Below are 26294 nucleotides of genomic sequence, written 5' to 3' on the forward strand. Positions count from 1 at the left end.
CCGGGGAAGTTGCTGGTGACGATGTCGCGCAGCACCCCGCGGGGGATCACGGTGTAGGCCTCGGTGACCACGGCACGGTCGGTGAGCAGATCGGTCTGCGGCGGCAACCCACCGGCAGGCGCGAAGTACGACGGCTCGCTCAACTCCAACTCCCCACGTTAAACATTTTGTTGAATCCGCCGTCGAGCTTAAGCACCCGCGAGCGGATGCGGAAGACGTGAGCAGATGCCGCGGCCACCCGGATCGCCACCGCCAGCCCCCGTCCGAGTGAAGTCCGCGACTACCGGACGTCGGCTGATCTTCGAAGTCCCCGCGAACGAGCGACAGCGGCCAGGTGGATCAAGATCCCAGGTCAACGGCCGATTCGCGAGCTAAGCTCGGACGCGTGGTCTCCGCTGCCAACGCCCGCACACGCGAATCCGCGGGCAACCTCCCGGCCGACGTGACGAGCTTCGTCGGCCGTCGTCATGAGATCACCCTCACCAAGCGGCTGTTCTCCGAGTCGCGCGTGGTCACCCTCACCGGCCCCGGCGGCGTGGGCAAGACCCGGCTGGCCATCCGCGTGGCGACCAGCATGCGCCGTTCGTTCCGCGACAAGGCCTGGTTCGTCGAGCTGGAGAACCTCGACGACGGCACGCTCGTGCTCGACAGCGTCATCGAGCAGCTGGGCTTGGGCGGGCCGTCCTCGGCCGCGGGCCTGGAGACGATCGTCGACCAGCTCAAGAACCGCGAGATGCTGCTGGTCCTGGACAACTGCGAGCACGTCATCGAGGACGTCGCGCTGCTGGTCGACGCGCTGATGCGCTGGTGCCCGGGCGTGCGCGTGCTGGCCACCAGCCGGCAGTCGCTCGGCGTGGCCGGCGAGTCGACCGTCGTGGTGCCACCGATGCAGGTGCCCGACCCCGACCACCTGCCGCCGCCCGAGGCCTACGAGCAGTTCTCCTCGGTCCGGCTGTTCGTCGACCGCGCCAAGGCCGCCGTGCCGGAGTTCGAGGTCACCGCCGACAACGCCGAGGCGCTGATGCGGCTGTGCCACCACCTCGACGGGAACCCGCTGGCCATCGAGCTGGCCGCGGTCCGGTTGCGGTCGCTGTCGTTGCAGCAGTTGGAGGAGCGTCTCGCCGAGCGCTACGACCTGCTCACCGAGGGCCGTCGCGGCGCGCCGCCCCGGCAGCAGACCCTGCGCGCGCTGATCGACTGGAGCTACGAGCTGCTGGAGGAGCGCGACCGGCGGGCGTGGGCGCGGATGTCGGTGTTCTCCGGCAGCTTCGACCTCACCGCCGCCGAGCACGTCGTCGGCGAGGGCAAGGGCGTGGACGTGCTCACCGCCGTGCACTCGCTGGTGGACAAGTCGGTGCTGATGCGCGAGGAGGGCGGCGACGAGGTCCGCTACCGCCTGCCGCACACGCTGCGCGACTACGGCCTGGGCAAGCTCGGCCAGTACGGCGAGACCGCGCTCGTGCGGCACCGGCACTGCGCGTACTTCGCGGACCTCAGCGCGCGGTTCGCCGCCGAGTGGATCGGCCCCGACCAGGCGTCCTGGGTGAAGCGGCTGCGCCTGGAGCAGGACAACCTGCGCGCCGCGCTGCGGCACGCCGCTGAAGGCTCCGAGACCGGCGGGGTGGCGCTGCGCCTGGTCACCGACCTCTGGCAGTACTGGGGCATCCGCGGCCTGAACACCGAGGCGCGGCACTGGCTCGACGAGGTCCTCGACAACACCTCGCGCGACCTGCCCGAACGCGTCAAGGCGATGCGGGTCAGCGCTTGGTTCGCACTGCTGCAGGGCGATCTGGACAAGGCGCTGCCGACGCTGGAACGCGCGACCGTGCTGGCCACCCAGCGCGGCGACGAGGTCGAGCGCGCCTACCTGGCGCTGCTGCACGGGCTCGTCGCGTTCTTCCAGCAGGACCAGGAGCGCGGGGCCGAGCTCGCCGGTGGCGCGCTGGAGAGGTTCCGCAAGCACGGGGAGCTCGCGGGCGAACTGTGGTCGCTGCACGCGTTGGGCCTGATCAAGGGCGTCGGCGACCCCGACGAGGGGATGCGGCTGCTCGCGGAGTGCGTCCAGCTCTCCACCGAGCACGGCGAGCTGTACTGGCGCTCCTACGCGCAGTGGGCGATCGCCCAGGTGCAGATGCGGCGGGACCGCGCCGACCGGGCGGAGAACTCGGTCAAGGAGGCGCTGCGGCTGCAGCGCCAGCTCGACAACCGGCTGGGCATGGCGTTCAGCCTCGACACGCTGGCGTGGATCGCGCACCGGCAGCAGCGCTTCGAGCGCGCCGCGCGGTTGCTGGGCACGTCCTCGGCGCTGTGGGACGCCGTGCGCTCGGCGCCGGGTTTCTGGGCGCGGATCGCCGGTGACCACGACGAGCACCTGATGCAGATCCGGACCGCGCTGGGACCGGAGGCGTTCGACGACCAGTACGAGCGCGGCCGGGAGATGTCGCTGACGCACGCGGTGGACTACGCGCTGGAGCTCAAGGGCGGCCCGAGCAAGCGGTCAACGACCGCGGAGTCCGACGACAACGTGCACCCGATGCCGCTGACCCGCCGCGAGCGGCAGATCGCCGACCTCGTCGCGCAGGGGCGCACCAACAAGGACATCGCCGAGAACCTGGTGATCGCCCAGCGCACGGTCGAGGGGCACGTGCAGAACATCCTGACCAAGCTCGACTTCACCTCCCGCGCGCAGATCGCCGGGTGGGTCGCCGGACAGCGATCGGGTGACGGGGCTGACACCTCCGCCCTGTAACCTCCGTGCTGGCTGTCACTTTCAGTAGCGTTCGACCGCCTTCAAAGCGCCCGAACGGCGCAATCTAGGTAGTCGACCCCGTAGAAACCACCATGCACGGTTACGCTCCGTTCCGGAGTCTGGTTCCCCGTGACCCCCGACGAAACGAAGACCCCCGGACAGAGCCAGACCAACCCCGACACCCAGCAGGTCAGCACGACCGGCCGGCACCGTAGGGAGAGGACGGTGCCGTTCGGCGGCCGCCTGCGCGCGTCCTTCCTCGGCGAGCCCTCCGACCGGGCCCACCGCGTCGCACCGAAGGTGCGCTCGCTGCAGGTCGGTGCCGCGGTTGCCGCGTTCGGCGTGCTCGGCGTGTTCTCCGCCGCGGCTGGCGGCGACGACGTCTCGACCGAATCCGCTCCGGTGCACCAGGCCGCCGAGGTGGCCCCGATCGCCGGCCCGGCCCCGCAGGCGCCTGCCCCGGTGGCCGCACCGAAGGTCGCGCCTGCGCCCGCGCCCGTCGTGCAGCCGGCTCCCGCCGCCCAGCCGAAGGCCGAGGAGGCACCCGAAGCCGCCCTCGAATCCGCTCCCGAAGCGGCTGCCGAGGCGACCCCGGTGAAGGAGAGCAAGCCGAAGGACCAGGTCGAAGCCTGGATCAAGGAGGCGGCCAAGGAGCTGGAGAAGAACGGGGTCTCCCGTGACCAGATCGACGAGGACGCCATCCGGACGATCATCATGAAGGAGTCCAACGGCAACCCGAAGGCCAAGAACAACTGGGACTCCAACGCTTCGGCCGGCACCCCGTCGATCGGTCTGATGCAGACCATCGAGCCGACCTTCAAGTCCTTCGCCCTGCCGGGCCACCAGGACATCTACAACCCCGTCGACAACATCATCGCCGCCACCCGCTACGCGATCGACCGCTACGGTTCGGTCTCGGACGTGCCGGGCGTCTCCGGCATGCGTTCCGGCGGCAGCTACCAGGGCTACTGATCGACGCCCCCTCGGCTCCCCCGCGGCCACTCCCCCGAGGTCGCGGGGGATTCGTGCGTCCGGGGCGGGCAGCGGGGACCGATCAGGAGTCGAGGCCCTCGAGGGTGCCTTCGAGGGCTTCGGCGACGAGCTCGCGCATGGCCCACTCGGCCCGGAACTTGTCGCCCGCGCGGATGCACTCGGCGATCTCGCAGTGCAGGCGGACGGCCACCGGGCGCGGGTGCACCGGCATCAGCCCGTGGCCGGCGCGCCAGCGCAGCAGCTCCTCGACGACCTCGTGGAGCTGGGCGAACAGCTCGTTGCCGGACGCGGTGAGGATCAGGCGGTGGAACTCGACGTCGGCGTCCATGAAGGAGTCCAGATCGCCGGCGCGCGAGGTGGCCACCATCCGCTCGGAGAGCGCGACGAGCCGGGCGACGTGCTCGTCCTCCGCGCGGTCGGCCGCTGCTGCGGCGGCGACGGGTTCGACGGCGGTGCGCAGCTCGGCGAGGGTCTTGAGCTCGGCCGAGCGGTCGGCGGCCAGCCGCCAGCGGATCAGCACCGGGTCGAAGCTGTTCCACTCCTCGCGGGGGCGGACCACGATGCCGACCCGCTTGCGGCCCACGACGAGGCGGATCGAGGCCAGCGTGCGGACGACCTCGCGGGCAACGCTGCGCGAGATGCCGAAGCGCTCCTCCAGCTCCTCGATGCGCAGCACGCTGCCGGGCGCGTGGGTGCCTGCGGCGATCTCCTGCCCGAGCACTTCCAGCACCTTGCCGTGCAGCCCGCCACCCATCCCGCACGCTCCTTCGCCGGTGAAAAACGCGTCAACCAGTGCCCGAGAGTAGGCCCCGGACCGGCGTGATGGGGGTAACAAACATACTTAATCGGTACGGATACTCCAAAAGTCATACTTAATGCTTAGGCTGTGGCGCGATCCAGCTGCTCAACGAGGAGCCCCTCCATGCTTTCCAGCCTTTCCGCCCCGCTGGCCCAGGCTTCGTCCTGGACAGCGCACGACACCCGCCTGCTGAGCGCTGCGGTCGCCGGCATCGCGGTGATCGTGCTCCTGATCAGCTGGGCGAAGCTCCACCCCTTCCTCTCCCTGGCACTCGGTGCGACCACGCTCGGCGTGGTGGCCGGCATGCCTTTCAGCGACCTCGTGGACACGTTCACCAAGGGTCTCGGGGAGACCGTCGGGGACGTCGGCCTGCTCGTCGCGCTCGGCGCGATGCTCGGCAAGCTGCTCACCGACAGTGGCGGTGCCGACCAGGTGGTCGAAACGGTGATGCGCCGCACCACCAGCAAGACCCTGCCGTGGGCGATGGTGTTCATCGCCGCGCTGCTGGGCCTGCCGATGTTCTTCGAGGTCGGTGTCGTGCTCCTGGTCCCGGTCGTGGTCATGGTGGCCGCCCGGACCGAGCAGCCGATGCTGCGCGTCGGCATCCCCGCGCTGGCCGGACTGTCGATCCTGCACGGTCTCGTCCCGCCGCACCCCGGCCCGCTGGCCGCCGTCGACTCGCTGCACGTCGACCTCGGTCTGACGCTGGCCCTGGGCATCGTCGTGGCGATCCCGACCGCGGTCGTGGCCGGCCCGGTGTTCGGCTCCTACATCTCCAAGCGCGTCAAGCTGCTGCCGGTCACGGACCTGCTGGGCACCTCGCCCGACGAGGAGGAGCACCCGCACCGGCCCAGCTTCTTCGCGGCCGTGGCGATGCTGCTGCTGCCGGTCGTGCTGATGCTGGGCAAGTCGGTCGCCGACCTGACGCTGGCCGAGGACTCGCTCGGCTACACGATCCTCGACACCATCGGCACGCCGGTCGTGGCGATGATGCTGACCGTGCTGATCGCGATCGTGGTGCTGGGCCGGGGTGCCCGGTTCTCCCGCTCGCGGCTGGCCGACGTCGTCGGCGGTTCGCTGCCCGCGATCGCCGGCATCATCCTCATCGTCGGCGCCGGCGGCGGTTTCAAGCAGACGCTGGTCGACTCGGGCGTGAACGAGACCATCACCGACCTGGCGTCCGGCGCGCACCTGTCCCCGCTGGTGCTGGGCTGGCTGATCGCGGTCGGCATCCGCGTGGCGACGGGTTCGGCGACGGTGGCCACCATCTCGGCCGCGGGCATGGTCGCTCCGCTGGTCGTGGGGCTCCCGCCGGCCCAGGGCGCGCTGGTCGCGCTGGCCATCGGCTCCGGGTCGCTGTTCCTCTCGCACGTCAACGACGCCGGCTTCTGGCTGGTCAAGGAGTACTTCGGCATGACGGTCGGCCAGACCCTCAAGACCTGGTCGGCCATGGAGACGCTCCTCTCCGTCGTCTCCTTCGTCGTCATCCTCGCGCTCTCCTCAGTCGTCTGATCCCGCCCCGGGGCCGCTGCACCCCCGGCACGGGAGATCAGCGGCTCGGGGTGGTTCGAGGTGGAGGCCCTCGGTGATCGGTCGTCGATCACCGGGGGCCGCCGCTTTCTCCCGAGGTCTCGCGCTCGGCGTCGTGCGCGCCGGGGTTCCGCCTCCGGTGGGCGCGGTATATTGGCAGGTCGGGCCTTGGCGGCCCGTTGTCCCGTCCGCACCTGCTTTCGAGGTGGCTCAGTGTCCGACGCCCGAGTTGATCGGGAAGCCGTCCGCGAAGAGGAGATGGCGGCCGAGCAGCGCTATCTGAACGTGCTGTACGGCAAGCTCGACGACCTCCGAACGGAGACCACCCAGCGGCTCAAGGCCACGCTGCGCGACAGCGGTGGACCGCCGCAGGCGCGCACCGAGCGCGACATCTCCACCCGGATGTACACCGACAAGCTGAACCAGCTCAGCTCGGTGGAGCACGGCATGTGCTTCGGGCGCCTCGACCTCGACGGCGGTGAGACCTTCCACATCGGCCGGATCGGCCTGTTCGACGAGGACAACGAGTACGAGCCGCTGCTGCTGGACTGGCGCGCCCCGGCGGCGCGGCCGTTCTACCTGGCCACCGCCGCCGCGCGCGACGGCGTCCGACGGCGACGGCACCTCAAGACGAGCTGGCGCAAGGTGCTCGACTACGAGGACGAGATCCTCGACCTCGACGCCGCCGAGCAGGGCAGCGACCTGGGCTTGGCCGGCGAGGCGACGCTGCTGGCGCGGTTGGACGCCCGCCGCACCGGGCAGATGCAGGACATCGTCTCGACGATCCAGGCCGAGCAGGACCGCATCATCCGCGCCGGCATGAACGGCGTGCTGGTCGTGCAGGGCGCGCCCGGCACCGGCAAGACCGCCGTCGCGCTGCACCGGGCGGCCTACCTCCTGTACACCTTCCGCGAGCAGCTGTCCAAGCGCGGTGTGCTGGTCGTGGGGCCGAACCCGACGTTCCTGCACTACATCGGCCAGGTGCTGCCGTCGCTGGGCGAGACCGGCGTGCTGCTGTCCACTGTGGGCGGACTGTACCCCGGGATCACCGCCACCGGAGCGGAATCCGCGCGCACCGCCGAGATCAAGGGCCGGTTGAGCATGACCGACGTGCTCACCGCCGCCGTCCGCGACCGGCAGCAGGTGCCGCGCGATCACGTCGAGGTCACCTTCGACCGGGAGTCGTTGCAGCTCAAGCGCAAGGACGCCACGGCGGCGCGCACCCGCGCCCGCCGCACCCGCCGTCCGCACAACCTGGCCCGCCGGGTGTTCCAGGACGAGATGTTCAAGGCCCTGACGTTGCAGGTCGGCGAGCGGCTGGGCCTGGACCTGCTGGACCGGCGCGACCTCGACGAGATCAACGTCGAGCTGCGCGCCGACCCGGAGGTGACCCGCGCGCTCGACGAGCTGTGGCCGGAACTGACCCCGCAGCACCTGCTCGACGAGCTGCTGAGCTCGCCGGAGCGGTTGGCCACCGCGACCGCCAAGGTCCTCGACGACGCAGAGCGCGACGCATTGCTGCGCCCGGCCGGAGCGCCGTGGACCCCGGCCGACGTGCCGCTGCTCGACGAGCTGGCGGAACTGCTCGGCGAGGACGACGCGGCCGAACGCGCCGAGCGCGAACGCCAGGAGCGCGAGGAACTTGCCTACGCGCAAGGTGTTCTGCACATCATGGAGCAGGACGAGGAGATCGCCGACGAGGAGCGGTTGCGGGTCTCCGACGTGCTGGACGCGGAACTGCTGGCCGAGCGGTTCCGGACCAGCAGCGACCTGACCGCGGCCGAACGGGCCGCCGAGGACCGGACCTGGACCTTCGGTCACGTCATCGTCGACGAGGCGCAGGAGCTCTCCGAGATGGCGTGGCGGGTGCTGATGCGCCGCTGCCCGAGCCGGTCGATGACGCTGGTGGGCGACGTGGCGCAGACCGGCGCGCTGGGCGGTGCGAGCTCCTGGGACGACGTGCTCGACCGGTACGTGCAGGACCGCTGGAAGTTGGCGGAACTGACCGTGAACTACCGAACGCCGTCGGAGATCATGGACGTCGCCGCCGAGCTGCTGTCCGACATGGACACCGAACTGGAACCGCCCAAGTCGGTGCGTTCCACCGGGAACCTGCCGTGGGCGCAGCAGATCGCGCGCGAGGACCTGAACACCGAACTCCCCCAGCTGGTCTCGGAGGAGCTCGACGAAGTCGCCGACGGGCGGCTGGCAGTGCTCATGCCCGCGGACCTGCTCGCCGAGATCGGGCCCGGCCTGGCGGAGGCACTGCCGGAAGCGGTGGTCGGCACCCGTCCCGACGACCTCGAGTCCCCGGCGGTGCTGCTGACCGTGGACGAGGCCAAGGGGCTGGAGTTCGACTCCGTGCTGCTGGTCGCACCGGAGGTGGTGGCCGAGTCCTCCGACCGCGGTCTCAACGACCTCTACGTGGCGTTGACCCGGGCCACCCAGCGCCTGGGCATCGTGCACTGCGGCGATCTGCCACCCGGTCTGGCGCGCTCGTTCGAGTGAGCCTCAGCGCAGCACGGGTGCCGCGTACCGGCGCATCGCTTCGGTGAGCTGGTCCGCGGACTCGCGGACGTCGTCGACGTCGAGCAGCCGGTACCCGGTCGAGCCGTCGTGCTGGAACCCCCAGTCGTGGGGCACGCCCGGGTTGAGACCGCCGTGCGTCCACACCACCAACCAGGTCGCGCTGCGCCTCGGTTCCCCTGGCTTGGACAGCTGCCTGACGGTCGCTCCCGCGACGTTCTGCCAGCCCAGCGCCACCTTCACCCGCCTCGCCGGGTGGTCGACCAGGATGCCCCGCTCGTCGATGCGCACCTGCATCGCGCGCAGGCTCTTGACCAGCACCACGACGCCACCCACCGCCGCGACGGGCGCCAGGAAGAAGACGCCGTGGATCCGCACGCCCGATCCGCCGGTCAGTCCGCCGACGAGCATCACGGTCCCGAGCGCGCCCAGCGCGATCACGATCAACGCCACGACCGTGTTCATCCGGCTCTTCTGGAAGTCCACGCGTCCCCTCTCGATCCATTGTGGACGTGCAGCGGTTCGCCACACCGGGGAAGGATCTCAGGGATCGAGCGCCCCACGCGAGGAAGATCGACCGGATGCGAGACCGTGAACTGTCCCACGAGCTCGGGCTGGTGAGGAACGGAGCAGGAGCGGCCGATCGCGCCCTGGACGGGCACGGGCGTCACCGGAGAAGGAGCCCGGGGCAAAGCCCGGTACCACCCACCCTGGTCGAGAGAGCACTGCGGCTCGGAGGACACCGGCACCGCTGAGCAACCACCTCGTGCGGCGCCGCCCAGCAACCACCTCGTGCGGCGCCGCGGAACAACTGCGGCGTCCCCGCCCCGGCGACACGGAGTGCTGCCAAGACACCACCGGACCTGCGGCGGTCCCGCTCCCGCTCTCGGCGCCGGACGTCGGGTGCCGGGCTGAGTCCCCCCGTCGAATGTCGCGCGCATGTCGACGGCCGAAGTTCCCCCTCGAAGTTCGCGCGAAATGCGAAGACGCCTGCGCGGCGCGGGACCGGGCCTGGCGGCTGCGCCGCGTCAGGAACAGCTCCGAGGTGGCGAAGACTTCGATGTGACCGAAGTTCCGAGCCGCCGGACGCTCGAGGTGGCTGAAGCTCGAGGCACTCGAAGCCCCGAGGTGGGGCCGGAGTTCCGGGATGGCTGACACTCCGGAGCGGCTGACACTCCGGAGCGGCTGACACTCCGGGGTGAGGGGCGGGCGTTCCGCCCCTCACCGTGGGGATCAGACCGCGAGCGGCAGGGCGGTCGGGTGGACCGGCGACGGCAGCTCGGAGACGCCCATCAGGTGGGCGTCCACCGCGTGCGCGACCGAGCGGCCCTCGGCGATGGCCCACACGACCAGCGAGGCACCGCGCTTGGCGTCACCGCAGACGAACACGCCCGGCGAGGTGGTCTCCCAGTTCGAGCCGGAGCCGATCGTGCCGCGCTTGGTGAGCTCGATGCCCAGGCCGTCCAGCAGCGGCATGTGCTCGACACCCTCGAACCCGATCGCCAGCAGCGCCAGGTCGCAGGGCAGCTCCTCGACCTCGTCGGTTACCGGGACCACCTGGCGGCGACCGTTCTCGTCGCGGCGGACCTCCACGTGGCGCAGCCGCACCGCGCGGACGTTGCCCTCGTCGTCACCGACGAACGACTCGATGGCCACCGCGAACTTCCGCTCACCCGCTTCCTCGTGCGCCGGGTAGGTGCGCAGGATGTAGGGCCAGGTCGGCCACGGCGAGCGCTCGTCGTCACGCTCGGTCGGCGGCTGCGGGTAGTTGTCCAGCTGCGTGACCGACAGTGCGCCCTGGCGGGTCGCGGTGCCGTAGCAGTCGGCCCCGGTGTCACCGCCGCCGAGGATGACGACGTGCTTGCCCTCCGCCGAGATCGACGTCGGGCCATCGCCTTCCAGCTCCTTGTTGGCCGGCACCAGGTGCTCCATCGCCAGGTGCACGCCGTTGAGCTCGCGTCCCGGGACGGTGGTGTCGTCGCGGCCGCGCAGCGCGCCCACCGCCAGCACCACGGCGTCGTAGCCGGCCCGCAGGTCCTCGACCGTCAGGTCCACGCCGACCTCGCAGCCGGTGATGAACCTCGTGCCTTCCTCGCGCATCTGCCCCAGGCGCCGGTCCAGGACGGACTTCTCCATCTTGAACTCGGGGATGCCGTAGCGCAGCAGGCCGCCGATGCGGTCGTCGCGCTCGTAGACCGTCACCTCGTGGCCGGCGCGGGTCAGCTGCTGAGCGGCGGCCAGCCCGGCCGGACCGGAACCGACCACGGCCACGCGCTTGCCGGTCTGCTCCTCCGAGGTGTGCGGGGTCGCGTACCCGTTCTCCCAGCTGACCTGGGCGATGGTCTCCTCGACCCGCTTGATCGCGACCGCTCCCCCGGCCTCCGGCGAGATCGCCAGCACGCAGCCGGCTTCGCACGGCGCCGGGCACAGCTTGCCGGTGAACTCGGGGAAGTTGTTGGTCGCGTGCAGCCGGTCGCTGGCGGCTTCCCACTGGCCGCGGCGGACCAGGTTGTTCCACTCGGGGATCAGGTTGCCCAGCGGGCAACCCGCCGAACCCGAGTGGCAGAACGGGATACCGCAGTCCATGCAGCGCGCGGCCTGCGTGGAGACCTGCGCGTTGCGGTCCTCGGTGGACAGCTGCGCGTAGACCTCGTGCCAGTCGCCCAGCCGCTCGTCGACGGGGCGCTTGGGGGCGTCGGCCCGCGAGTACTTGAGAAAGCCCTTCGGGTCAGCCACGGGAAGCCTCCATGATCGCCTCGTTCACGTCGCGGCCTTCGATCTTGGCCATCCGGGTGGCGTCCAGGACTCGCTGGAAGTCACGCGGCATGACCTTGCTGAACGCCGCCGAACGCCGGGTCCAGTCACCCAGCAGCGACGCGGCCACCGCCGAGCCGGTCAGCTCGTGGTGCCTCTGCACGACCTCGCGCAGCCACTTCAGCTCCTTGGCACCGCACGGCTTCAGGTCCACCATCGCGGTGTTCACCCGCACCGGGTCCAGGTCCAGCACGTAGGCGATGCCGCCCGACATGCCGGCGCCGACGTTGCGACCGGTACCGCCGAGCACGATCGCCCGGCCGCCGGTCATGTACTCGAAGGCGTGGTCGCCCGCACCCTCGCACACCAGCTGCGCACCGGAGTTGCGGACGGCGAAGCGCTCGCCGACCTGGCCGCGCAGGTAGATCTCACCGCTGGTGGCGCCGTAACCGATCACGTTGCCCGCGATGACCTGGTTCTCGGCGCGGAAGGACGAGTCCGGGTGCGGCCGGACGACGATCCGGCCGCCGGACAGGCCCTTGCCGACGTAGTCGTTGGCGTCGCCGACCATGTCCAGCGTGATGCCGTGAGGCAGGAACGCGCCCAAGGACTGGCCCGCGGAGCCCTCCAGCTCCACGTGGAGGGTGTCGTCGGGCAGCCCGTCGCCGCCGAAGCGCCGGGACACCTCCGCGCCCAGCAGCGTGCCCACCGTGCGGTTGACGTTGCGCACCGGCAGCTGCAGCTTCACCGGCCGGGCGTCCTCCAGGGCCGCCTCGGCGAGCTGGATCAGCGTGCGGTCCAGCGCCTTGTCCAGGCCGTGGTCCTGCTCGCGGACCTTGCGGCGCACCGGCGAGTACGGGGTCTCCGGCTCGGTGAACACCGGCTCGAGGTCCAGGCCGCGGGACTTCCAGTGCTGCACGGCCTTGTCGCGCCTGAGCGCGGAGACCTGGCCGATGGCCTCGTCCAGCGTCCGGAAGCCCAGCTGCGCCAGGTACTCCCGCACTTCCTGGGCGACGAACTCGAAGAAGTTCACCACGTGCTCGACCTGGCCAGTGAACCTCTTGCGCAGGTCCGGGTTCTGGGTCGCCACGCCCACCGGGCAGGTGTCGAGGTGGCAGACGCGCATCATCACGCAGCCCTCGACCACCAGCGGCGCGGTCGCGAAACCGTACTCCTCGGCGCCCAGCAGCGCGGCGACCACGACGTCGCGGCCGGTCTTGAAGCCGCCGTCGCACTGCACGGTGATCCGGTCGCGCAGGCCGTTGAGCAGCAGCGTCTGCTGGGTCTCGGCGAGCCCGACCTCCCACGGCGTTCCCGCGTGCTTGAGCGAGGTCAGCGGCGCGGCACCGGTGCCGCCGTCGTGACCGGAGATCAGCACGACGTCGGCGTGAGCCTTCGACACACCCGCCGCGACCGTGCCCACGCCGACCTCGCTGACCAGCTTGACGTGCACGCGGGCCTGCTCGTTGGCGTTCTTCAGGTCGTGGATCAGCTGCGCCAGGTCCTCGATCGAGTAGATGTCGTGGTGCGGCGGCGGTGAGATCAGCCCGACGCCCGGCGTGGAGTGGCGGGTCTTGGCGATCCACGGGTACACCTTGTGCGCGGGCAGCTGACCGCCCTCGCCGGGCTTGGCGCCCTGCGCCATCTTGATCTGCACGTCGCTGGCGTTGACCAGGTACTCGCTGGTGACGCCGAAGCGACCGGAGGCGACCTGCTTGACCGCGGAACGGCGGTCCGGGTCGTAGAGCCGCTCGACGTCCTCGCCGCCCTCACCGGAGTTGGACTTGCCGCCGATGCGGTTCATCGCCATCGCGAGCACCTCGTGGGCCTCGGCGGAGATGGCGCCGTAGCTCATCGCCCCGGTGGAGAACCGCTTCATGATCTCCGAGACCGGCTCGACCTCGTCGATGTCGATCGGGTCGCGCCCGCTGTCGAGCTCGAAGAGCCCGCGCAGCGTGCCGCCCTCGGCCGACAGCCGGTCGCACTCCGCGGTGTACTCGCGGTACTTGTCGTACCGGCCGGTCTTGGTCGAGTGCTGCAGCAGGAACACCGTCTCCGGGGTGAACAGGTGCAGCTCGCCGTCGCGGCGGTAGGAGTAGTCGCCGCCGACCTCCAGCTTGCGGTGCGCGCGCTCGGTCGGGTTCTCGGGGTAGGCGCGGCGGTGCCGCTGCGCGACCTCCTCGGCCAGCTCGTCCAGGCCCACGCCGCCGAGCTTGGAGGTGGTGCCCAGGAAGTAGGAGTCCACGACCTCCTTCGACAGGCCCACGGCCTCGAAGACCTGCGCGGCGGTGTAGGCGCCGACGGTCGAGATGCCCATCTTGGACATCACCTTCAGCACGCCCTTGACCAGACCCTGCACGTAGTTGCGGATGGCGACCTTGGGCCGCACGCCGGCGATCTGCCCGGTCGAGATCATGTCCTCGATGGCCTCGAACGCCAGGTACGGGTTGACCGCGGCGGCGCCGTAGCCCAGCAGCGCGGCGACGTGGTGCACCTCGCGGGCGTCACCGGTCTCCACGACCAGCGCGACGCGCAGCCGCTCCTTGGTCTGGATCAGGTACTGGTGCACGGCCGACACCAGCAGCAGCGACGGGATCGGCGCCCACTCGTGGTCGGCGTCGCGGTCGGAGAGCACCAGGACCCGCGCGCCGGCCGCGATGGCCTCGGAGGCTTCGCGGCGGACCCGCTCGATGGCCTCGCCCAGCGCCTGACCGCCACCGTCCACCTCGTACAGGCCGGACAGCACCGCGGAGGAGAACCCGGGCAGGTCGCCGTCGTCGTTGACGTGGATGAGCTTGGCCAGCTCGTCGTTGTCGATCACCGGGTTGGGCAGCACGATGTGCCGGCACGACGCCGGTGACGGCGTCAGCAGGTTCTGCTCCGGACCCATGATCCGGGCCACCGAGGTGACGATCTCCTCGCGGATCGCGTCCAACGGCGGGTTCGTGACCTGAGCGAACTGCTGCACGAAGTAGTCGTAGAGCATCCGCGAGCGCTGCGAGAGCGGCGCGGGCGGGGTGTCGGCGCCCATCGACCCCAGCGGCTCGGCGCCGTGGGTGGCCATCGGCGCGAGCAGCAGCGCCAGCTCCTCCTCGGTGTAGCCGAACGCCAGCTCGCGGCGCACCACCGACTCGTGCGTGCTCACCACGTGCTCGCGGTCGGCGAGCTCGTCGAGGTTGAGCAGACCGGCGTGCAGCCACTCGTCGTAGGCGTGCTCGGAGGCCAGCTCGGACTTGAAGTCCTCGTCGTCGACGATGCGGCCTTGCTCGGTGTCGACCAGGAACATCCGGCCCGGCTGCAGGCGGCCCTTGGCGACCACCTCGGAAGGCTCGACGTCGAGCACGCCGGACTCGCTGGCCAGCACGACCCGGTCGTCGGCGGTCTGCCACCAGCGGGCGGGGCGCAGACCGTTGCGGTCCAGCACCGCTCCGACCAGCGCGCCGTCGGTGAAGGTGACGCACGCCGGGCCGTCCCACGGCTCCATCAGGCTCGCGTGGAACTGGTAGAAGGCCTTGCGCTTGGGATCCATCTCGGCGTGGTTCTCCCACGCCTCCGGGATCATCATCAGCACCGCGTGCGGCAGCGAGCGGCCGCCCAGGTGCAGCAGCTCCAGGACCTCGTCGAAGGAGGCCGAGTCGGAGGCGTCATCGGCGCAGATCGGGTACAGCCGGGACAGGTCGCCCGGGATGAGGTCGGAGGCCAGCAGCGCCTCGCGGGCCCGCATCCGGTTGCGGTTGCCGCGGATGGTGTTGATCTCACCGTTGTGCGCGACGTAGCGGAACGGGTGCGCCAGCGGCCACGACGGGAAGGTGTTGGTCGAGAACCGGCTGTGCACCAGCGCGATGGCGCTGGCCAGCCGCTCGTCGCCGAGGTCGGGGAAGAACGCGGGCAGCTGCTCGGTGGTGAGCATGCCCTTGTAGACGAACGTGCGGGCAGACAGCGACGGGAAGTACAGCTCGAGGCCCTCCCGCTCGGCCTCCCGCTCGGCGCGCTTGCGCAGGCAGAAAGCCAACCGGTCCAGCGCCAGCCCGGACTCGCCGCCCTTGCCGGCCACCAGCAGCATCGCGAAGTGCGGCATGCAGCGGCGGGCCGTGGTGCCCACGTCGGCCTGGTCCGGTGTGGTGGGCACGTCGCGCCACCCCAGGACGGTCAGGTCTTCCTCGGCGGCGATCCGCTCGACCAGCTCCACGACGCGCTCGCGCTGCTCGGCGTCGGCGGGCAGGAAGCCCATGCCGGCGGCGTAGCGGTGCTCGCCGTCCTCGGCGGGCTCGGGCAGGGTCACTCCTGCGGTGGCGCGCAGCAGCTCGTCAGGCAGCTGCAGCAGGATGCCCGCGCCGTCACCACTGGTCGGCTCGGCGCCGGCGGCACCGCGGTGCTCCAGGTTCGCCAGGGCCGTCAGGGCGTCCGCGACGATGCCGTGCGAACGCCGACCACGGATGTCGGCGACCATGGCCACACCGCAGGAATCCTGCTCCGCGGCCGGGTCGTAGAGCCCCTGGGCCGCTGGGACAGCAGAGAAGACCACTGCAGACCTCCCTCGTCGTGCTCGTGCTTGGAAGTCGGTGGTCGGTCGGTGACCTGACTTCGTCGACTTCTGGGCACGGGACGGCATTGGCCCGCAGCTGGAAAAATGATCCGGTTCTGCCGTGGAAGATTTCGGGCGCGCGCACCCGCTCGCTGAAACCGGAGCGTTTAGCAAACTTTAACAGCCAGGATACCCAGAAGCAGCACCTCAGAAGTGATGCTGACCATCTTGTTGTCTCGCCTGTCGCTGGCTGGACGCCCACGATTCGGCTGCTCAGCGCACCGCGTGGAACCGCGACAATGCACAACGCGGCCGACGTGGCGGTGAGCACGTCACACGACTCCGCGCCGACCGGCCCGCGGCTTCCGCAAGCGAACCGCACGTCGGCGGGCACGGTCCGTCATCGAATCTACCCGCTGCGTCGCGCGCTGGGTACCGCTCCGGCGAGATCCACCCTCCGGCGGCCCCCACGCACGATCTTTGCTGATATCTTTCCAGCTCAGAGCACCCACCACGGTGGGTGCTCGTTCGCCAGCTCCGACCCGAGGGAAGACATGACCGGGTACCGCCGTCTCGCCGCCCTGATGATGGCCGCGTTCGCCCTGCTCACGATGGTCACCGCGTGCGCGACCCGCCAACCCTCACCGGTGCCGGAGGTGCCCGACGACCCCGCCTCGGCGTTCCCCGCGAAGGTCTCGCTGCCCGGAGGTGAGCCGGTCACGCTGCTGCAGCAGCCCAAGCGGATCGTCTCGCTGTCACCGTCGGCCACCGAGACGCTGTTCGCGCTCGGCGCCGGCGACCAGGTCGTTGCCGTGGACCAGTTCTCGAACCACCCGCCGAACGCGCCGCGCACCGAGCTGACCGGGTTCACCAGCGACGCCGCCGCCGTGGCGAGCAAGGAGCCGGACCTGGTCATCGCCCCGGACAACGCCACGCAGCTCGCCGAAGGCCTGCGCGTGGTCGACGTCCCGGTGCTGCTGACCCCCTCGGCGGCCAGCCTCGAAGACGCCTACCAGCAGATCCAGGTGCTCGGGCGCGCCACCGGGCACGGCAACCAGGCGCGGGCGATGGTGCAGAAGATGCGCACCACCATCGCCGACATCGTGGCCAGGACGCCGAAGCCGCCGCAGCCGATCACCTACTTCCACGAGGTCAGCCCCGACCTCTACACGGCGACCTCGCAGAGCTTCGTCGGCAACGTCTACTCGCTGTTCGGCATGGTCAACATCGCCGACCCGGCCGGCGGCCCCTTCCCGCAGCTCTCGCAGGAGCACGTCGTGCAGGCCAACCCGAACCTGATCTTCGCCGCCGACACCAAGTGCTGCGGCGTCAACGCGGAGGCGATCGCCGCGCGGCCCGGCTGGGGTGACATCGACGCCGTCCGGCGCAACAACGTCGTGGAGCTCGACGACGACGTCGCCAGCCGGTGGGGGCCGCGCGTGGTGGACCTGGTGCGGGCCATCAGCGAGGCGGTCGGCAAGGCCCAGCGGGGTTGATCGCGCCGACCCGGCTCCGGCCGTGGCACCTGGTCGTCGGTGTGGTGGTGCTGGCGGGAAGCGTGCTGCTGTCGGTGCTGCTGGGCGCCGCCGAACTCGGCTCGCGGCGGGTGCTCGCCGAGGTCGTCGCGCAGCTGACCGGTGGCGTGTCACCGCTGTCCGAACGGGAAGCGGCGATCCTGTGGGAGCTGCGGGTGCCGCGCACCGTGCTCGGCGTGCTGGTCGGTGCGGCGCTGGCCGTCTCCGGAGCGGCGTTCCAGGGCGTGTTCCGCAACCCGCTCGCCGACCCCTACCTGCTGGGTTCCGCGGCAGGCGCGGGCCTGGCCGTGACAGCGGTGCTCACGGTCGCACCGCAGGCGGGCCTGTCGATCCCGGTGCAGGCGGCCGCGTTCGCCGGGGCGCTCGGCGGGGTCGGGCTGACGTGGCTCGTCGGCCGCTCGGCGGGCCGCGACACCGCCACCCTGGTGCTGGCTGGAGTGGCCGTCGGAGCGTTCCTGACAGCCGGGCAGACGTTCCTGCAGCAGCTGCGCGTCGAATCGCTGCAGCAGGTCTACCTGTGGATCCTCGGGCGGCTGAGCACCACCGGCTGGCGCGAAGTGCTCATCGTGCTGCCCCACCTCGTGGTCTCTGCCGTGGTGCTGTGCCTGTGCGCGCGGCTGCTGGACCTGCTGGGCACCGGTGACGAGGAAGCCGCCTCGCTCGGCGTCCACCCGGGGCGGGTCCGGATGCTGGTGCTCGTCGCGGCTTCGCTGGCCACCGCCGCGGCCGTGTCGGTGGCCGGTCTGATCGGCTTCGTGGGACTGGTCGTGCCGCACCTGGTGCGCTTGGCGGTGGGAGGCGGCTTCCGGATCATCGTGCCGATGTCGCTGCTGTTCGGCGGGGTGTTCCTGGTGCTGTGCGACATGCTCGCGCGGACCCTGCTGGCGCCCGCGGAGATCTCGATCGGCGTGATCACCGCGTTCACCGGCGCCCCGTTCTTCGCCGTCCTGCTGCACCGGAGCCGGGCATGAGCCGGCTCGAGGTCCGCGACCTGGCGGCCGGGTACCGCCGCACGACGGTGGTGTCCGGGGTGTCGGCCACTGTGGACGCCGGAGGGTGGCTGGGGATCATCGGCCCCAACGGCGCGGGCAAGTCCACGTTGCTCAAAGCCATCGCCGGGCTGCTCGGCCGCTCCGGTGAGGTGCTGGTCGACGGCCGCCCGCTGATGTCGCTGCCGCGCCGGGAGCGCGCCCGCACCATCGCCTACGCCCCGCAGATCCCGCAGCTGCCGATGGGCCTGACGGTCACCGACTACATCCTGCTGGGCCGCACGCCCCACCTCGGCCCGCTCGGCTGGGAAGGCCAGAGCGACCTCGAGGTCGTCAACGAGCTCCTCACCCGCCTGGACCTCACCCACCTCGCCGGTCGGGCGCTGCACACCCTCTCCGGAGGCGAACGGCAGCGCACGGTCCTGGCTCGCGCCCTCGCTCAGCGAGCGGGGGTGCTGCTCCTCGACGAACCCACCACCGGTCTCGACATCGGCCACGCCCAGGCGCTGCTCGACCTCGTCGACGAACTCCGCACCGAGCTGGGCACCACGGTCATCACCACCCTCCACGACCTGACCCTCGCGGCGCAGTACGCAGACGACCTCCTGCTCATCGCCGACGGCACCCCCGCCGCGCACGGCACTCCGGCCGAGGTGCTCACCCCGGACACGCTGCACACCCACTACGCAGCCCGCACCGAAGTGCTCCACACGCCCCACGGCACCCCGGTCATCGCCCCCACCCGCTGAACCCGCCTGCAGCACCAGCCGAGTTCCGGGCAGCGGTTCGCAGGCACCCGGCACCACGAACCCCCGCAGTGCTCCAGCCGTGAACCACGGCTGTCGGCCCCCGGTCGTCAGTGACCCGGTCACTCCGGTGATCCGCCAACCGCTGCTCTTCCGACACCCGCTCACGGCAGCAGCCCACACCGCGCCACGAGCAGAGCACCGGCATGGAACGTGCACCCGGGAACCGCCGGTGGGTGTTCGACCACCCCGGTAGATCCGGAACCCCCGGTGGTCGGGGTCTCCCACACCACACGCTGCGGTCGCCCGCGGGCAGTGTCACGGACGTCACTGCCGGCGATGAGCGTGAACCCGCACGTCGCGGTGATCAAGTGGCTGATCACCGCGGTTTTCCGTCATCCGATCACCCGGGTGATCCGCGGCAACCGACCGCGGGGGCGGTGCCGGGTGGGTGGCCGGCTTCCCGATGGGGCCTGGAGAAGACCGAGGCCGCGGCTCCTGCGGGGAGTCGCGGCCTCGGCCTTGGTCGGTGGTGGAGGTCAGGACTGGGTCTTGGCGTCCTGGTCGTCCTTCTCCGCCTTGGTGGTCTGGTCGTCCTGGGCCGACCCGGTGGGCTCGTCGCCCTCGTCAGACTTCGAGGAGGCCTCGGTGGTCTTGGCCTCCGGGTCCTCTCCCTCGGACTTGTCGTCGTCCCGCTTCGGGCTGTCGCCCGGCTTCTCGGAACCTCCCGAGTCCTCAGCGCGGGGCTCGACGTCGGAGTCCTCGGACTCCGGTGCGTCGGTTCCGGAGCCGCTCGACTTGGGTGCCGCCGTCGAGGGGATGTCCTCCGGGTAGGGCTTGCCGACAAGCAGCGCCGGGTCTTCCCGCTTGCCGCGGACCACGAGGAGGTAGATGACCGCGGCGAGGAAGACCAGCAGCGAGGTGAAGACGTTGATGCGGATGCCGAGGACGTGGGTGGCCTCGTCGGTGCGCATCATCTCGATCCACACGCGACCGGCCGTGTACCCGGCGACGTAGAGGGCGAAGACGCGCCCGTGCCCCATCCGGAACTTGCGGTCGGCCCACAGCACGAGCAGGAACACGCCCACGTTCCACACCAGCTCGTAGAGGAACGTCGGGTGCACGACGGTGATCGGCATCGGGTCGACCGCCACGCCCGCGATCGGGTCGGCCAGGCCGGTGTCCGGGTCGATGCGCCGGTAGATCTCCAGACCCCACGGCAGGGTCGTCGGACCGCCGTAGAGCTCCTGGTTGAACCAGTTGCCGAGCCGCCCCACGGCTTGCGCGATCACCAGGCCCGGCGCGACGGTGTCGGCGAACGCGGGCAGTGGAACGCCGCGCTGGCGGCAGCCGATCCAGGCACCCACGGCACCGAGCGCGACCGCGCCCCAGATGCCGAGACCGCCCTCCCAGACCTTCAGCGCGTCCAGCGGGTTCTTGTCCGGGCCGAAGTACTTGTACCAGTCCGTTGCCACGTGGTAGAGGCGCCCGCCGATGAGGCCGAACGGCACGGCCCACACCGCGACGTCGACGACGGTCCCCTCCCGGCCGCCGCGCGCGATCCAGCGGCGACTGCTGATCCACACCGCCAGCACGATGCCGGCGATGATGCACAGCGCGTACGCGCGCAACGGGATCGGTCCGATGTACCAAACCCCCTGCGGGGGACTCGGAATGTTGGCCAGTAGTGGACTCGCCGAAGCAGTGTTCACGGTGCTTACGGTATCGGGCGGCCCACCGGCGGTGAGCACCCCCCGTACCGCATCACGGCTGGGCAACGAACCTGTGACCCGTTCACGAAGATCGTTCCACCGCGGACCGCGCCGCCCCTGCTCGCGGTCAGGCTCCGCGCACGCCCGCAGCGAGGTCCTGGGCCAGCGCCCGGACGCCCTCGGGGCCGTCCTGCTGAGCCCGGGTGACGAACGCCGAGCCGACGATCACGCCGTCGGCGAAGCGCGCCACCTCGGCCGCCTGCTCACGGGAGCGCACGCCCAGGCCGACGCCGATCGGCAGGTCGGTGTGGGCGCGGGTGCGCTTCACCAGCCCCGACGCGGCCGAGCCGACCGAGTCGCGCGCACCGGTCACGCCCATGACGGAGGTGGCGTAGACGAACCCGCTGCTGGCCTTGGCGGTCAGCGCCAGCCGCTCCTCCGTGGAGGAGGGCGCCACCAGGAAGATGCGGTCCACCCCGTGCTCGTCGGTGGCGGCGATCCAGTCCTCGCCCTCGTCCGGGATGAGGTCCGGGGTGATCACTCCGAGGCCGCCGGCCTTCTTGAGGTCGCCGGCGAAGGCGTCCACGCCGTAGCGGTGGACGGGGTTCCAGTAGGTCATCACCACGGCGTTGCCGCCGGAGTCGGCGATGCCGGACACGATGTCGAAGACCTGCCGCACCCGGAAGCCGGCGCGCAGCGCGGTCTCGCTGGCGGCCTGGATCGTCGGGCCGTCCATCACCGGGTCGGAGAAGGGCAGCCCGACCTCGACGAGGTCGCACCCGCCCTCGATCATCGCCTTGAACAGCTCCTGGCTGCCCTCGACCGTCGGGTACCCGGCGGGCAGGTAACCGATCAGGGCCGCGCGGGACTCCTCGCGGCAGGCCTGGAAGACGTCACGCAGGCTCATCACGCCTCCTCGTCGTCGACGAGCCCGAAGTACTTCGCCGCGGTGTCCATGTCCTTGTCGCCCCGGCCCGAGAGGCTGACCACGATGACGCCCTCCGACCCGAGCTCCTGGCCGAGCCGGACAGCCCCGGCCAGGGCGTGCGCGGACTCGATGGCCGGGATGATGCCCTCGGTCCGGGTGAGCAGCTGGAAGGCCTGCATCGCCTCGTCGTCGGTCACCGAGCGGTACTCGGCCCGGCCGGTGTCCTTGAGGTAGGAGTGCTCCGGGCCCACGCCCGGGTAGTCCAGGCCCGCCGAGATCGAGTAGGCCTCGGTGACCTGCCCGTCCTCGTCCTGCAGCAGGTAGGAGCGGGCACCGTGCAGCGTGCCCGGGCTGCCCTCGCCGAGGGTCACGCCGTGCTCGCCGGACTCGATGCCGTGCCCAGCCGGTTCGTAGCCGACCAGCCGCACGCCGGGGTCGTCGATGAAGCCGTGGAAGATGCCGATCGCGTTGGAGCCGCCGCCGACGCAGGCCACGACCGCGTCCGGCAGCCGGCCTGTCATCTCCAGGACCTGCTCGCGGGCCTCGTCACCGATGACCCGGTGGAAGTTGCGCACCATCATCGGGAACGGGTGCGCCCCGGCGGCGGTGCCCAGCAGGTAGTGCGTGTGGTCGACGTTCGCGACCCAGTCGCGCAGCGCCTCGTTGATGGCGTCCTTGAGCGTCGCCGAACCGTTGGCCACCGGGATGACCTCGGCGCCCAGCAGCCGCATCCGCGCCACGTTGAGGGCCTGCCGCTCGGTGTCGACCTTGCCCATGTAGATGACGCACTCCAGGCCCAGCAGCGCGCAGGCGGTCGCGGTGGCCACGCCGTGCTGGCCCGCGCCGGTCTCGGCGATGACGCGGTGCTTGCCCATCCGCTTGACCAGGAGCGCTTGACCCAGCACGTTGTTGATCTTGTGCGAGCCGGTGTGGTTGAGGTCCTCCCGCTTGAGCAGCACGCGAGCCCCGCCCGCGTGCTCGGAGAAGCGCTTGGCCTCGGTCAGCAGGGAAGGCCGACCGGCGTAGTTGCGCAGCAGGTCGTCGAGCTGCGCGAGGAAATCCGGGTCCTTCTGGGCCTTGGCGTACTCGGCGGCGAGCTCGTCCTGCGCCGCGATGAGCGCTTCCGGCATGAACCGGCCGCCGTACTCGCCGAAGTGCCCGCGGGCGTCCGGATCGTGCCCCTCGGGCACGGGGGCGCCCTGGCGGTGGGCGCGCGCGGCGTCAGCCCCGACGGTCATTGCCTTACCTCCTGTGCTTCGCACGCCGCGCCACCGAGCGCCTCAACGGCTCGGACGCGGGCATGCCGGGTGCGATCCGGCCGTCACCAGCTGGTTCACCGCGGACTTCGGGTTGTCGCTGGTCACCAAGCCCTCGCCGACCAGCACGGCGTCGGCGCCGGAACCCGCGTAAGCCATCAGGTCGCTCGGGCCGCGCACACCGGACTCGGCGACCTTGAGGACGTCCTGCGGCAGCCCGGGAGCGATCCGGCCGAAGACGTCGCGGTCGACCTCGAGGGTATGCAGGTTGCGCGCGTTGATGCCAACGATTTTGGCCCCCGCCTCCAGGGCGCGGTCGGCCTCCTCGGCGGTGTGCACCTCGACGAGCGCGGCCATGCCCAGCGACTCCACCCGGTCGAGCAGCGCTTCCAGCACGTTCTGCTCCAGGGCGGCCACGATCAGCAGCACCATGTCGGCGCCGTGCGCGCGGGCCTCGTGCACCTGGTACGGGCTGACCACGAAGTCCTTGCGCAGGACCGGCGTGGTCGGGACCCGCTTGCGGACCGCGTCCAGGTCGGCCAGCGAGCCGCCGAAGCGGCGCTGCTCGGTGAGGACGCTGATCACGCGGGCGCCCGCGTCGGCGTAGTCGGCGGCGAGATCGGACGGCTCGGCGATGACGGCCAGCTCGCCCTTGGACGGGCTGCGCCGCTTGACCTCGGCGATGACGCCCACGCCCTGCGCCTTGAGGGCGGCCAGCACGTCGTGCGGCGGCGCCGCCGCGGCCGACAGCTGCTTGATCTCGTCGAACGGCACCGCCGACTCGCGCACCGCGAGGTCCTCGCGAACGCCTTCGATGATGTCTTCCAGAACGGTCACGCGAACACCTCGCCGGCTGTGCCCCGAACACTCACCCGCAATGTCCAGACCCTGCTGAATGCGCGGTTGAACAGATTGCGCTCGATCACGACACTCCCCTTCCCGCCGTGCCGTCGCATGGCCGATGCTAAACCTCGCCGAACGGCCCCCTCACCAAGGGGTGGGCCCGGAGTCCCAGCGCAACAAGGACCTTCGTCCCTGGTGCGGCGAGCGCGAACCGTCTCTCGACGACGTCGAACAGCAGTTTTGACGGACTCGGTGATCCTTCAGCGATCGTCTTCGTCAGTGGGATCGCGACCGGCGTCCAGTTCGTTCCACAGCCGCCTGTCCGGATCCTGGGACACGCGCTCCTTCGCGGTCCCCGGCGCCGAGTAGCGCGCGCCCATCGCCGGCATCCTGCCTGCGCGCACCACCACCAGCAGACCGGCGACGACCAGCAGCACCGCACCCAGCGCCATCAGCACCGGCCCGAAGGGCGAGCTGGAGAGCTCACCGATCGGCGTGCTGCCTGCCGGGACGTCCCCGCCGAACGTGACCGCTGCCCCGCTGACGTGCTGGTAGACCCGCCAGGCCAGCAGCGCACCGGCCAGCGCGATGAGCAGGCCCACCAGGCGCCGCAGCAGCCCGCCGGTGGCCAGCACCGCGGCGACCGCGGCCAGGGCCGCCAGCGCCATCGGCCCCAGCTCCGGGCGCAACACCGCGCCGGTCGCGCTGCTGGTCGTCTCGGTGCCCATCGGCGTGCTGAAGCGCTGGCTGGCCCAGGGCAGGCCCGACGCGCCCCACAACGCTCCCGCGCCCGCGAGCACCAGCAGCAGCACCGACCAGAGCAGTCCCTTGGACCGGGGTTCAGACGCGCTGGTCAACGCGTGCCTCCCGGTCGCCGGGCGCTGCCAGGGTCTCGGCCGTGGCGACGGCGTTGAGCACCGCGCGCGCCTTGTTCAGGCACTCCTGGTCCTCGGCCACCGGATCGGAGTCGGCCACGATCCCGCCACCGGCCTGCACGTAGGCGCGACCGTCGCGGACCAGCGCGGTGCGGATCGCGATCGCGGTGTCGGCGTCCCCGGCGAAGTCCAGGTAGCCGACCACGCCGCCGTACTGGGCGCGCCGCGTCGGCTCCAGCTGCTCGATGAGCTCCAGCGCACGCGGCTTCGGCGCGCCCGAGAGCGTGCCGGCCGGGAAGCAGGCGGTGATCGCGTCGAACGCCGTCTTGTCGTCGGCCAGCTGGCCGGTGACGGTGGAGACGATGTGCATCACGTGGCTGTAGCGCTCGATGCGGAAGAAGTCGACGACCCGCACCGACCCCGGCTTGCAGACGCGTCCGAGGTCGTTGCGGCCGAGGTCGACCAGCATGAGGTGCTCGGCCCGCTCCTTCTCGTCGCTGATCAGGTCCTTCTCCAGCAGCGCGTCCTCGTCCTCGTCGGCGCCGCGCCAGCGCGTGCCCGCGATCGGGTGCGTGGTGGCTTGGCCGTCGTGCACGGTGACCAGCGATTCCGGGCTGGACCCGACGATGTCGAACGGGCTGCCGCCGTTGGGGTCCTCCAGCCGCAGCAGGTACATGTACGGGCTGGGGTTGGTCGTGCGCAGCACGCGGTAGATGTCCAGCGCGTCGGCCTGGGTGTCCATCTCGAAGCGCTGCGACACCACCACCTGGAACGCCTCGCCGGCGCGGATGGCCTCCTTGGCCTCCTCGACCGCCGCGTGGTGCTCGTCGGGCTGGCGCTTGCGCACGAAGTCTGGGACCGGCCGGGCGAAGGTCGCCACCGTCGGCGCGGCCGGGGTCTGCAGCCGCTCGGTCATCTCGTCGAGCCTGCGCACCGCGTCGTCGTAGGCCGCGTCCACCCGCTCCGGGCTGTCGTCCCAGTTCACCGCGTTGGCGATGAGCGTGATCGTGCCCTCGTGGTGGTCCAGCGCCGCGAGGTCGGTGGCCAGCAGCATCACCATCTCGGGGATCTGCAGGTCGTCCTCGGTGAGGTCGGGCAGCCGCTCGATCCTGCGCACGGTGTCGTAGCCCATGTAGCCGACCATGCCGCCGGTCAGCGGCGGGAGCCCGGGCAGCGGGTCCGTGTGCAGCAGCCGAACTGTCTCGCGCAGCGCCTGCAGCGGGTCGCCGCTGTCGGGCAGCCCGACCGGCGGGGTGCCGGTCCAGTGCGCCTCGTCGTCGCGGACGGTGAGGGCGGCGGCGCTGCGGGCGCCGATGAACGACCACCGCGACCAGGACCGGCCGTTCTCGGCGGACTCGAACAGGAAGGTGCCGGGGCGGTTCCCGGCGAGCTTGCGGTAGACCCCGAGGGGGGTCTCGTCATCCGCGAGCAACCGCCGCACCACCGGGATCACCCTGCGGTCCACCGCCAGCGCTCGGAACTCCTCACGTCCTGGGCTGATGCTGCCGATCTCACCGTCGCCGACCATGCCCGC

General features: G+C 71.1%; 17 protein-coding genes. 7 read left to right on the plus strand and 10 right to left on the minus strand.

Annotation, left to right across the window (positions count from 1 at the left end; all coding sequences use genetic code 11):
* Window positions 1-385: 385 nt before the first annotated feature.
* On the plus strand, window positions 386-2749 hold the full coding sequence (locus EIL87_RS13125) for a LuxR C-terminal-related transcriptional regulator (RefSeq protein WP_125090707.1): 2364 nt from the start codon (window positions 386-388) through the stop codon (window positions 2747-2749).
* Between the two features lie 129 nt (window positions 2750-2878).
* A complete protein-coding gene (locus EIL87_RS13130) occupies window positions 2879-3721 on the plus strand; it encodes a transglycosylase SLT domain-containing protein (RefSeq protein WP_233576220.1) in 843 nt (280 codons plus the stop codon).
* Between the two features lie 82 nt (window positions 3722-3803).
* On the opposite strand, the gene EIL87_RS13135 is transcribed toward EIL87_RS13130, so the two are convergent.
* Window positions 3804-4496: a FadR/GntR family transcriptional regulator gene (locus tag EIL87_RS13135; RefSeq protein ID WP_125090708.1), complete on the minus strand. Its 693-nt coding sequence runs from the start codon at window positions 4494-4496 to the stop codon at window positions 3804-3806.
* A 168-nt stretch (window positions 4497-4664) separates the two neighbouring features.
* Here EIL87_RS13135 and EIL87_RS13140 point away from each other — a divergent pair, with 168 nt between their 5' ends.
* Entirely contained in the window at window positions 4665-6053 is a 1389-nt protein-coding gene (locus EIL87_RS13140; RefSeq protein ID WP_125090709.1) for a GntT/GntP/DsdX family permease, read from the plus strand.
* A 276-nt stretch (window positions 6054-6329) separates the two neighbouring features.
* Window positions 6330-8579, plus strand: coding sequence for a HelD family protein (locus EIL87_RS13145; RefSeq protein ID WP_199740419.1), 2250 nt, complete (start codon window positions 6330-6332; stop codon window positions 8577-8579).
* A gap of 3 nt (window positions 8580-8582) precedes the next feature.
* On the opposite strand, the gene EIL87_RS13150 is transcribed toward EIL87_RS13145, so the two are convergent.
* From EIL87_RS13150 to gltB, 3 genes are all read right to left on the minus strand, one after another.
* Complete coding sequence (locus tag EIL87_RS13150; RefSeq protein WP_125090711.1) at window positions 8583-9083, minus strand: hypothetical protein; 501 nt, start codon at window positions 9081-9083, stop codon at window positions 8583-8585.
* A gap of 747 nt (window positions 9084-9830) precedes the next feature.
* Window positions 9831-11333 (minus strand): glutamate synthase subunit beta, encoded by a 1503-nt coding sequence (locus EIL87_RS13155; protein WP_125090712.1) that lies wholly within the window; start codon window positions 11331-11333, stop codon window positions 9831-9833.
* Window positions 11326-15876, minus strand: a complete 4551-nt coding sequence (gltB, locus tag EIL87_RS13160; RefSeq protein ID WP_125090713.1) for a glutamate synthase large subunit — start codon at window positions 15874-15876, stop codon at window positions 11326-11328. The genes EIL87_RS13155 and gltB overlap by 8 nt, the downstream gene beginning before the upstream one ends.
* A gap of 554 nt (window positions 15877-16430) precedes the next feature.
* Here gltB and EIL87_RS13165 point away from each other — a divergent pair.
* The 3 genes from EIL87_RS13165 to EIL87_RS13175 are packed head-to-tail and all read left to right on the plus strand — an operon-like array spanning window position 16431 to window position 19149.
* The gene (locus tag EIL87_RS13165; RefSeq protein WP_125090714.1) at window positions 16431-17372 is read left to right on the plus strand and encodes an ABC transporter substrate-binding protein; all 942 of its coding nucleotides are present in this window, start codon (window positions 16431-16433) and stop codon (window positions 17370-17372) included.
* On the plus strand, window positions 17369-18382 hold the full coding sequence (locus EIL87_RS13170) for a FecCD family ABC transporter permease (protein WP_125090715.1): 1014 nt from the start codon (window positions 17369-17371) through the stop codon (window positions 18380-18382). The genes EIL87_RS13165 and EIL87_RS13170 overlap by 4 nt, the downstream gene beginning before the upstream one ends.
* Window positions 18379-19149, plus strand: a complete 771-nt coding sequence (locus EIL87_RS13175; RefSeq protein WP_125090716.1) for an ABC transporter ATP-binding protein — start codon at window positions 18379-18381, stop codon at window positions 19147-19149. The genes EIL87_RS13170 and EIL87_RS13175 overlap by 4 nt, the downstream gene beginning before the upstream one ends.
* Before the next feature lie 536 nt (window positions 19150-19685).
* On the opposite strand, the gene lgt is transcribed toward EIL87_RS13175, so the two are convergent.
* The 6 genes from lgt to EIL87_RS13205 form a co-directional block, all read right to left on the minus strand.
* Complete coding sequence (gene lgt, locus EIL87_RS13180; RefSeq protein WP_125090717.1) at window positions 19686-20858, minus strand: prolipoprotein diacylglyceryl transferase; 1173 nt, start codon at window positions 20856-20858, stop codon at window positions 19686-19688.
* Window positions 20859-20985: 127 nt separating this feature from the next.
* Window positions 20986-21765: a tryptophan synthase subunit alpha gene (gene trpA / locus EIL87_RS13185; RefSeq protein ID WP_125090718.1), complete on the minus strand. Its 780-nt coding sequence runs from the start codon at window positions 21763-21765 to the stop codon at window positions 20986-20988.
* On the minus strand, window positions 21765-23024 hold the full coding sequence (gene trpB / locus EIL87_RS13190; protein WP_125090719.1) for a tryptophan synthase subunit beta: 1260 nt from the start codon (window positions 23022-23024) through the stop codon (window positions 21765-21767). Before trpB ends, trpA begins: the two co-directional genes overlap by 1 nt.
* 42 nt (window positions 23025-23066) lie before the next feature.
* The gene (trpC, locus tag EIL87_RS13195; protein ID WP_125090721.1) at window positions 23067-23879 is read right to left on the minus strand and encodes an indole-3-glycerol phosphate synthase TrpC; all 813 of its coding nucleotides are present in this window, start codon (window positions 23877-23879) and stop codon (window positions 23067-23069) included.
* A gap of 266 nt (window positions 23880-24145) precedes the next feature.
* Window positions 24146-24742: a Trp biosynthesis-associated membrane protein gene (locus tag EIL87_RS13200; protein ID WP_125090723.1), complete on the minus strand. Its 597-nt coding sequence runs from the start codon at window positions 24740-24742 to the stop codon at window positions 24146-24148.
* Window positions 24726-26288, minus strand: a complete 1563-nt coding sequence (locus tag EIL87_RS13205) for an anthranilate synthase component I (RefSeq protein WP_125090725.1) — start codon at window positions 26286-26288, stop codon at window positions 24726-24728. Before EIL87_RS13205 ends, EIL87_RS13200 begins: the two co-directional genes overlap by 17 nt.
* Between the last annotated feature and the right edge of the window lie 6 nt (window positions 26289-26294).

The organism is Saccharopolyspora rhizosphaerae (genome assembly GCF_003931915.1).
Lineage (GTDB): Bacteria > Actinomycetota > Actinomycetes > Mycobacteriales > Pseudonocardiaceae > Saccharopolyspora > Saccharopolyspora rhizosphaerae.

Bases quoted from the DNA above. Each gene is read 5' to 3' on its own strand.
- EIL87_RS13135 (WP_125090708.1), bottom strand. From the start codon at position 4,496: ATGGGTGGCGGGCTGCACGGCAAGGTGCTGGAAGTGCTCGGGCAGGAG.
- EIL87_RS13140 (WP_125090709.1), top strand. From the start codon at position 4,665: ATGCTTTCCAGCCTTTCCGCCCCGCTGGCCCAGGCTTCGTCCTGGACA.
- EIL87_RS13145 (WP_199740419.1), top strand. From the start codon at position 6,330: ATGGCGGCCGAGCAGCGCTATCTGAACGTGCTGTACGGCAAGCTCGAC.
- EIL87_RS13165 (WP_125090714.1), top strand. From the start codon at position 16,431: ATGACCGGGTACCGCCGTCTCGCCGCCCTGATGATGGCCGCGTTCGCC.
- EIL87_RS13175 (WP_125090716.1), top strand. From the start codon at position 18,379: ATGAGCCGGCTCGAGGTCCGCGACCTGGCGGCCGGGTACCGCCGCACG.
- trpA (WP_125090718.1), bottom strand. From the start codon at position 21,765: ATGAGCCTGCGTGACGTCTTCCAGGCCTGCCGCGAGGAGTCCCGCGCG.
- trpB (WP_125090719.1), bottom strand. From the start codon at position 23,024: ATGACCGTCGGGGCTGACGCCGCGCGCGCCCACCGCCAGGGCGCCCCC.
- EIL87_RS13205 (WP_125090725.1), bottom strand. From the start codon at position 26,288: ATGGTCGGCGACGGTGAGATCGGCAGCATCAGCCCAGGACGTGAGGAG.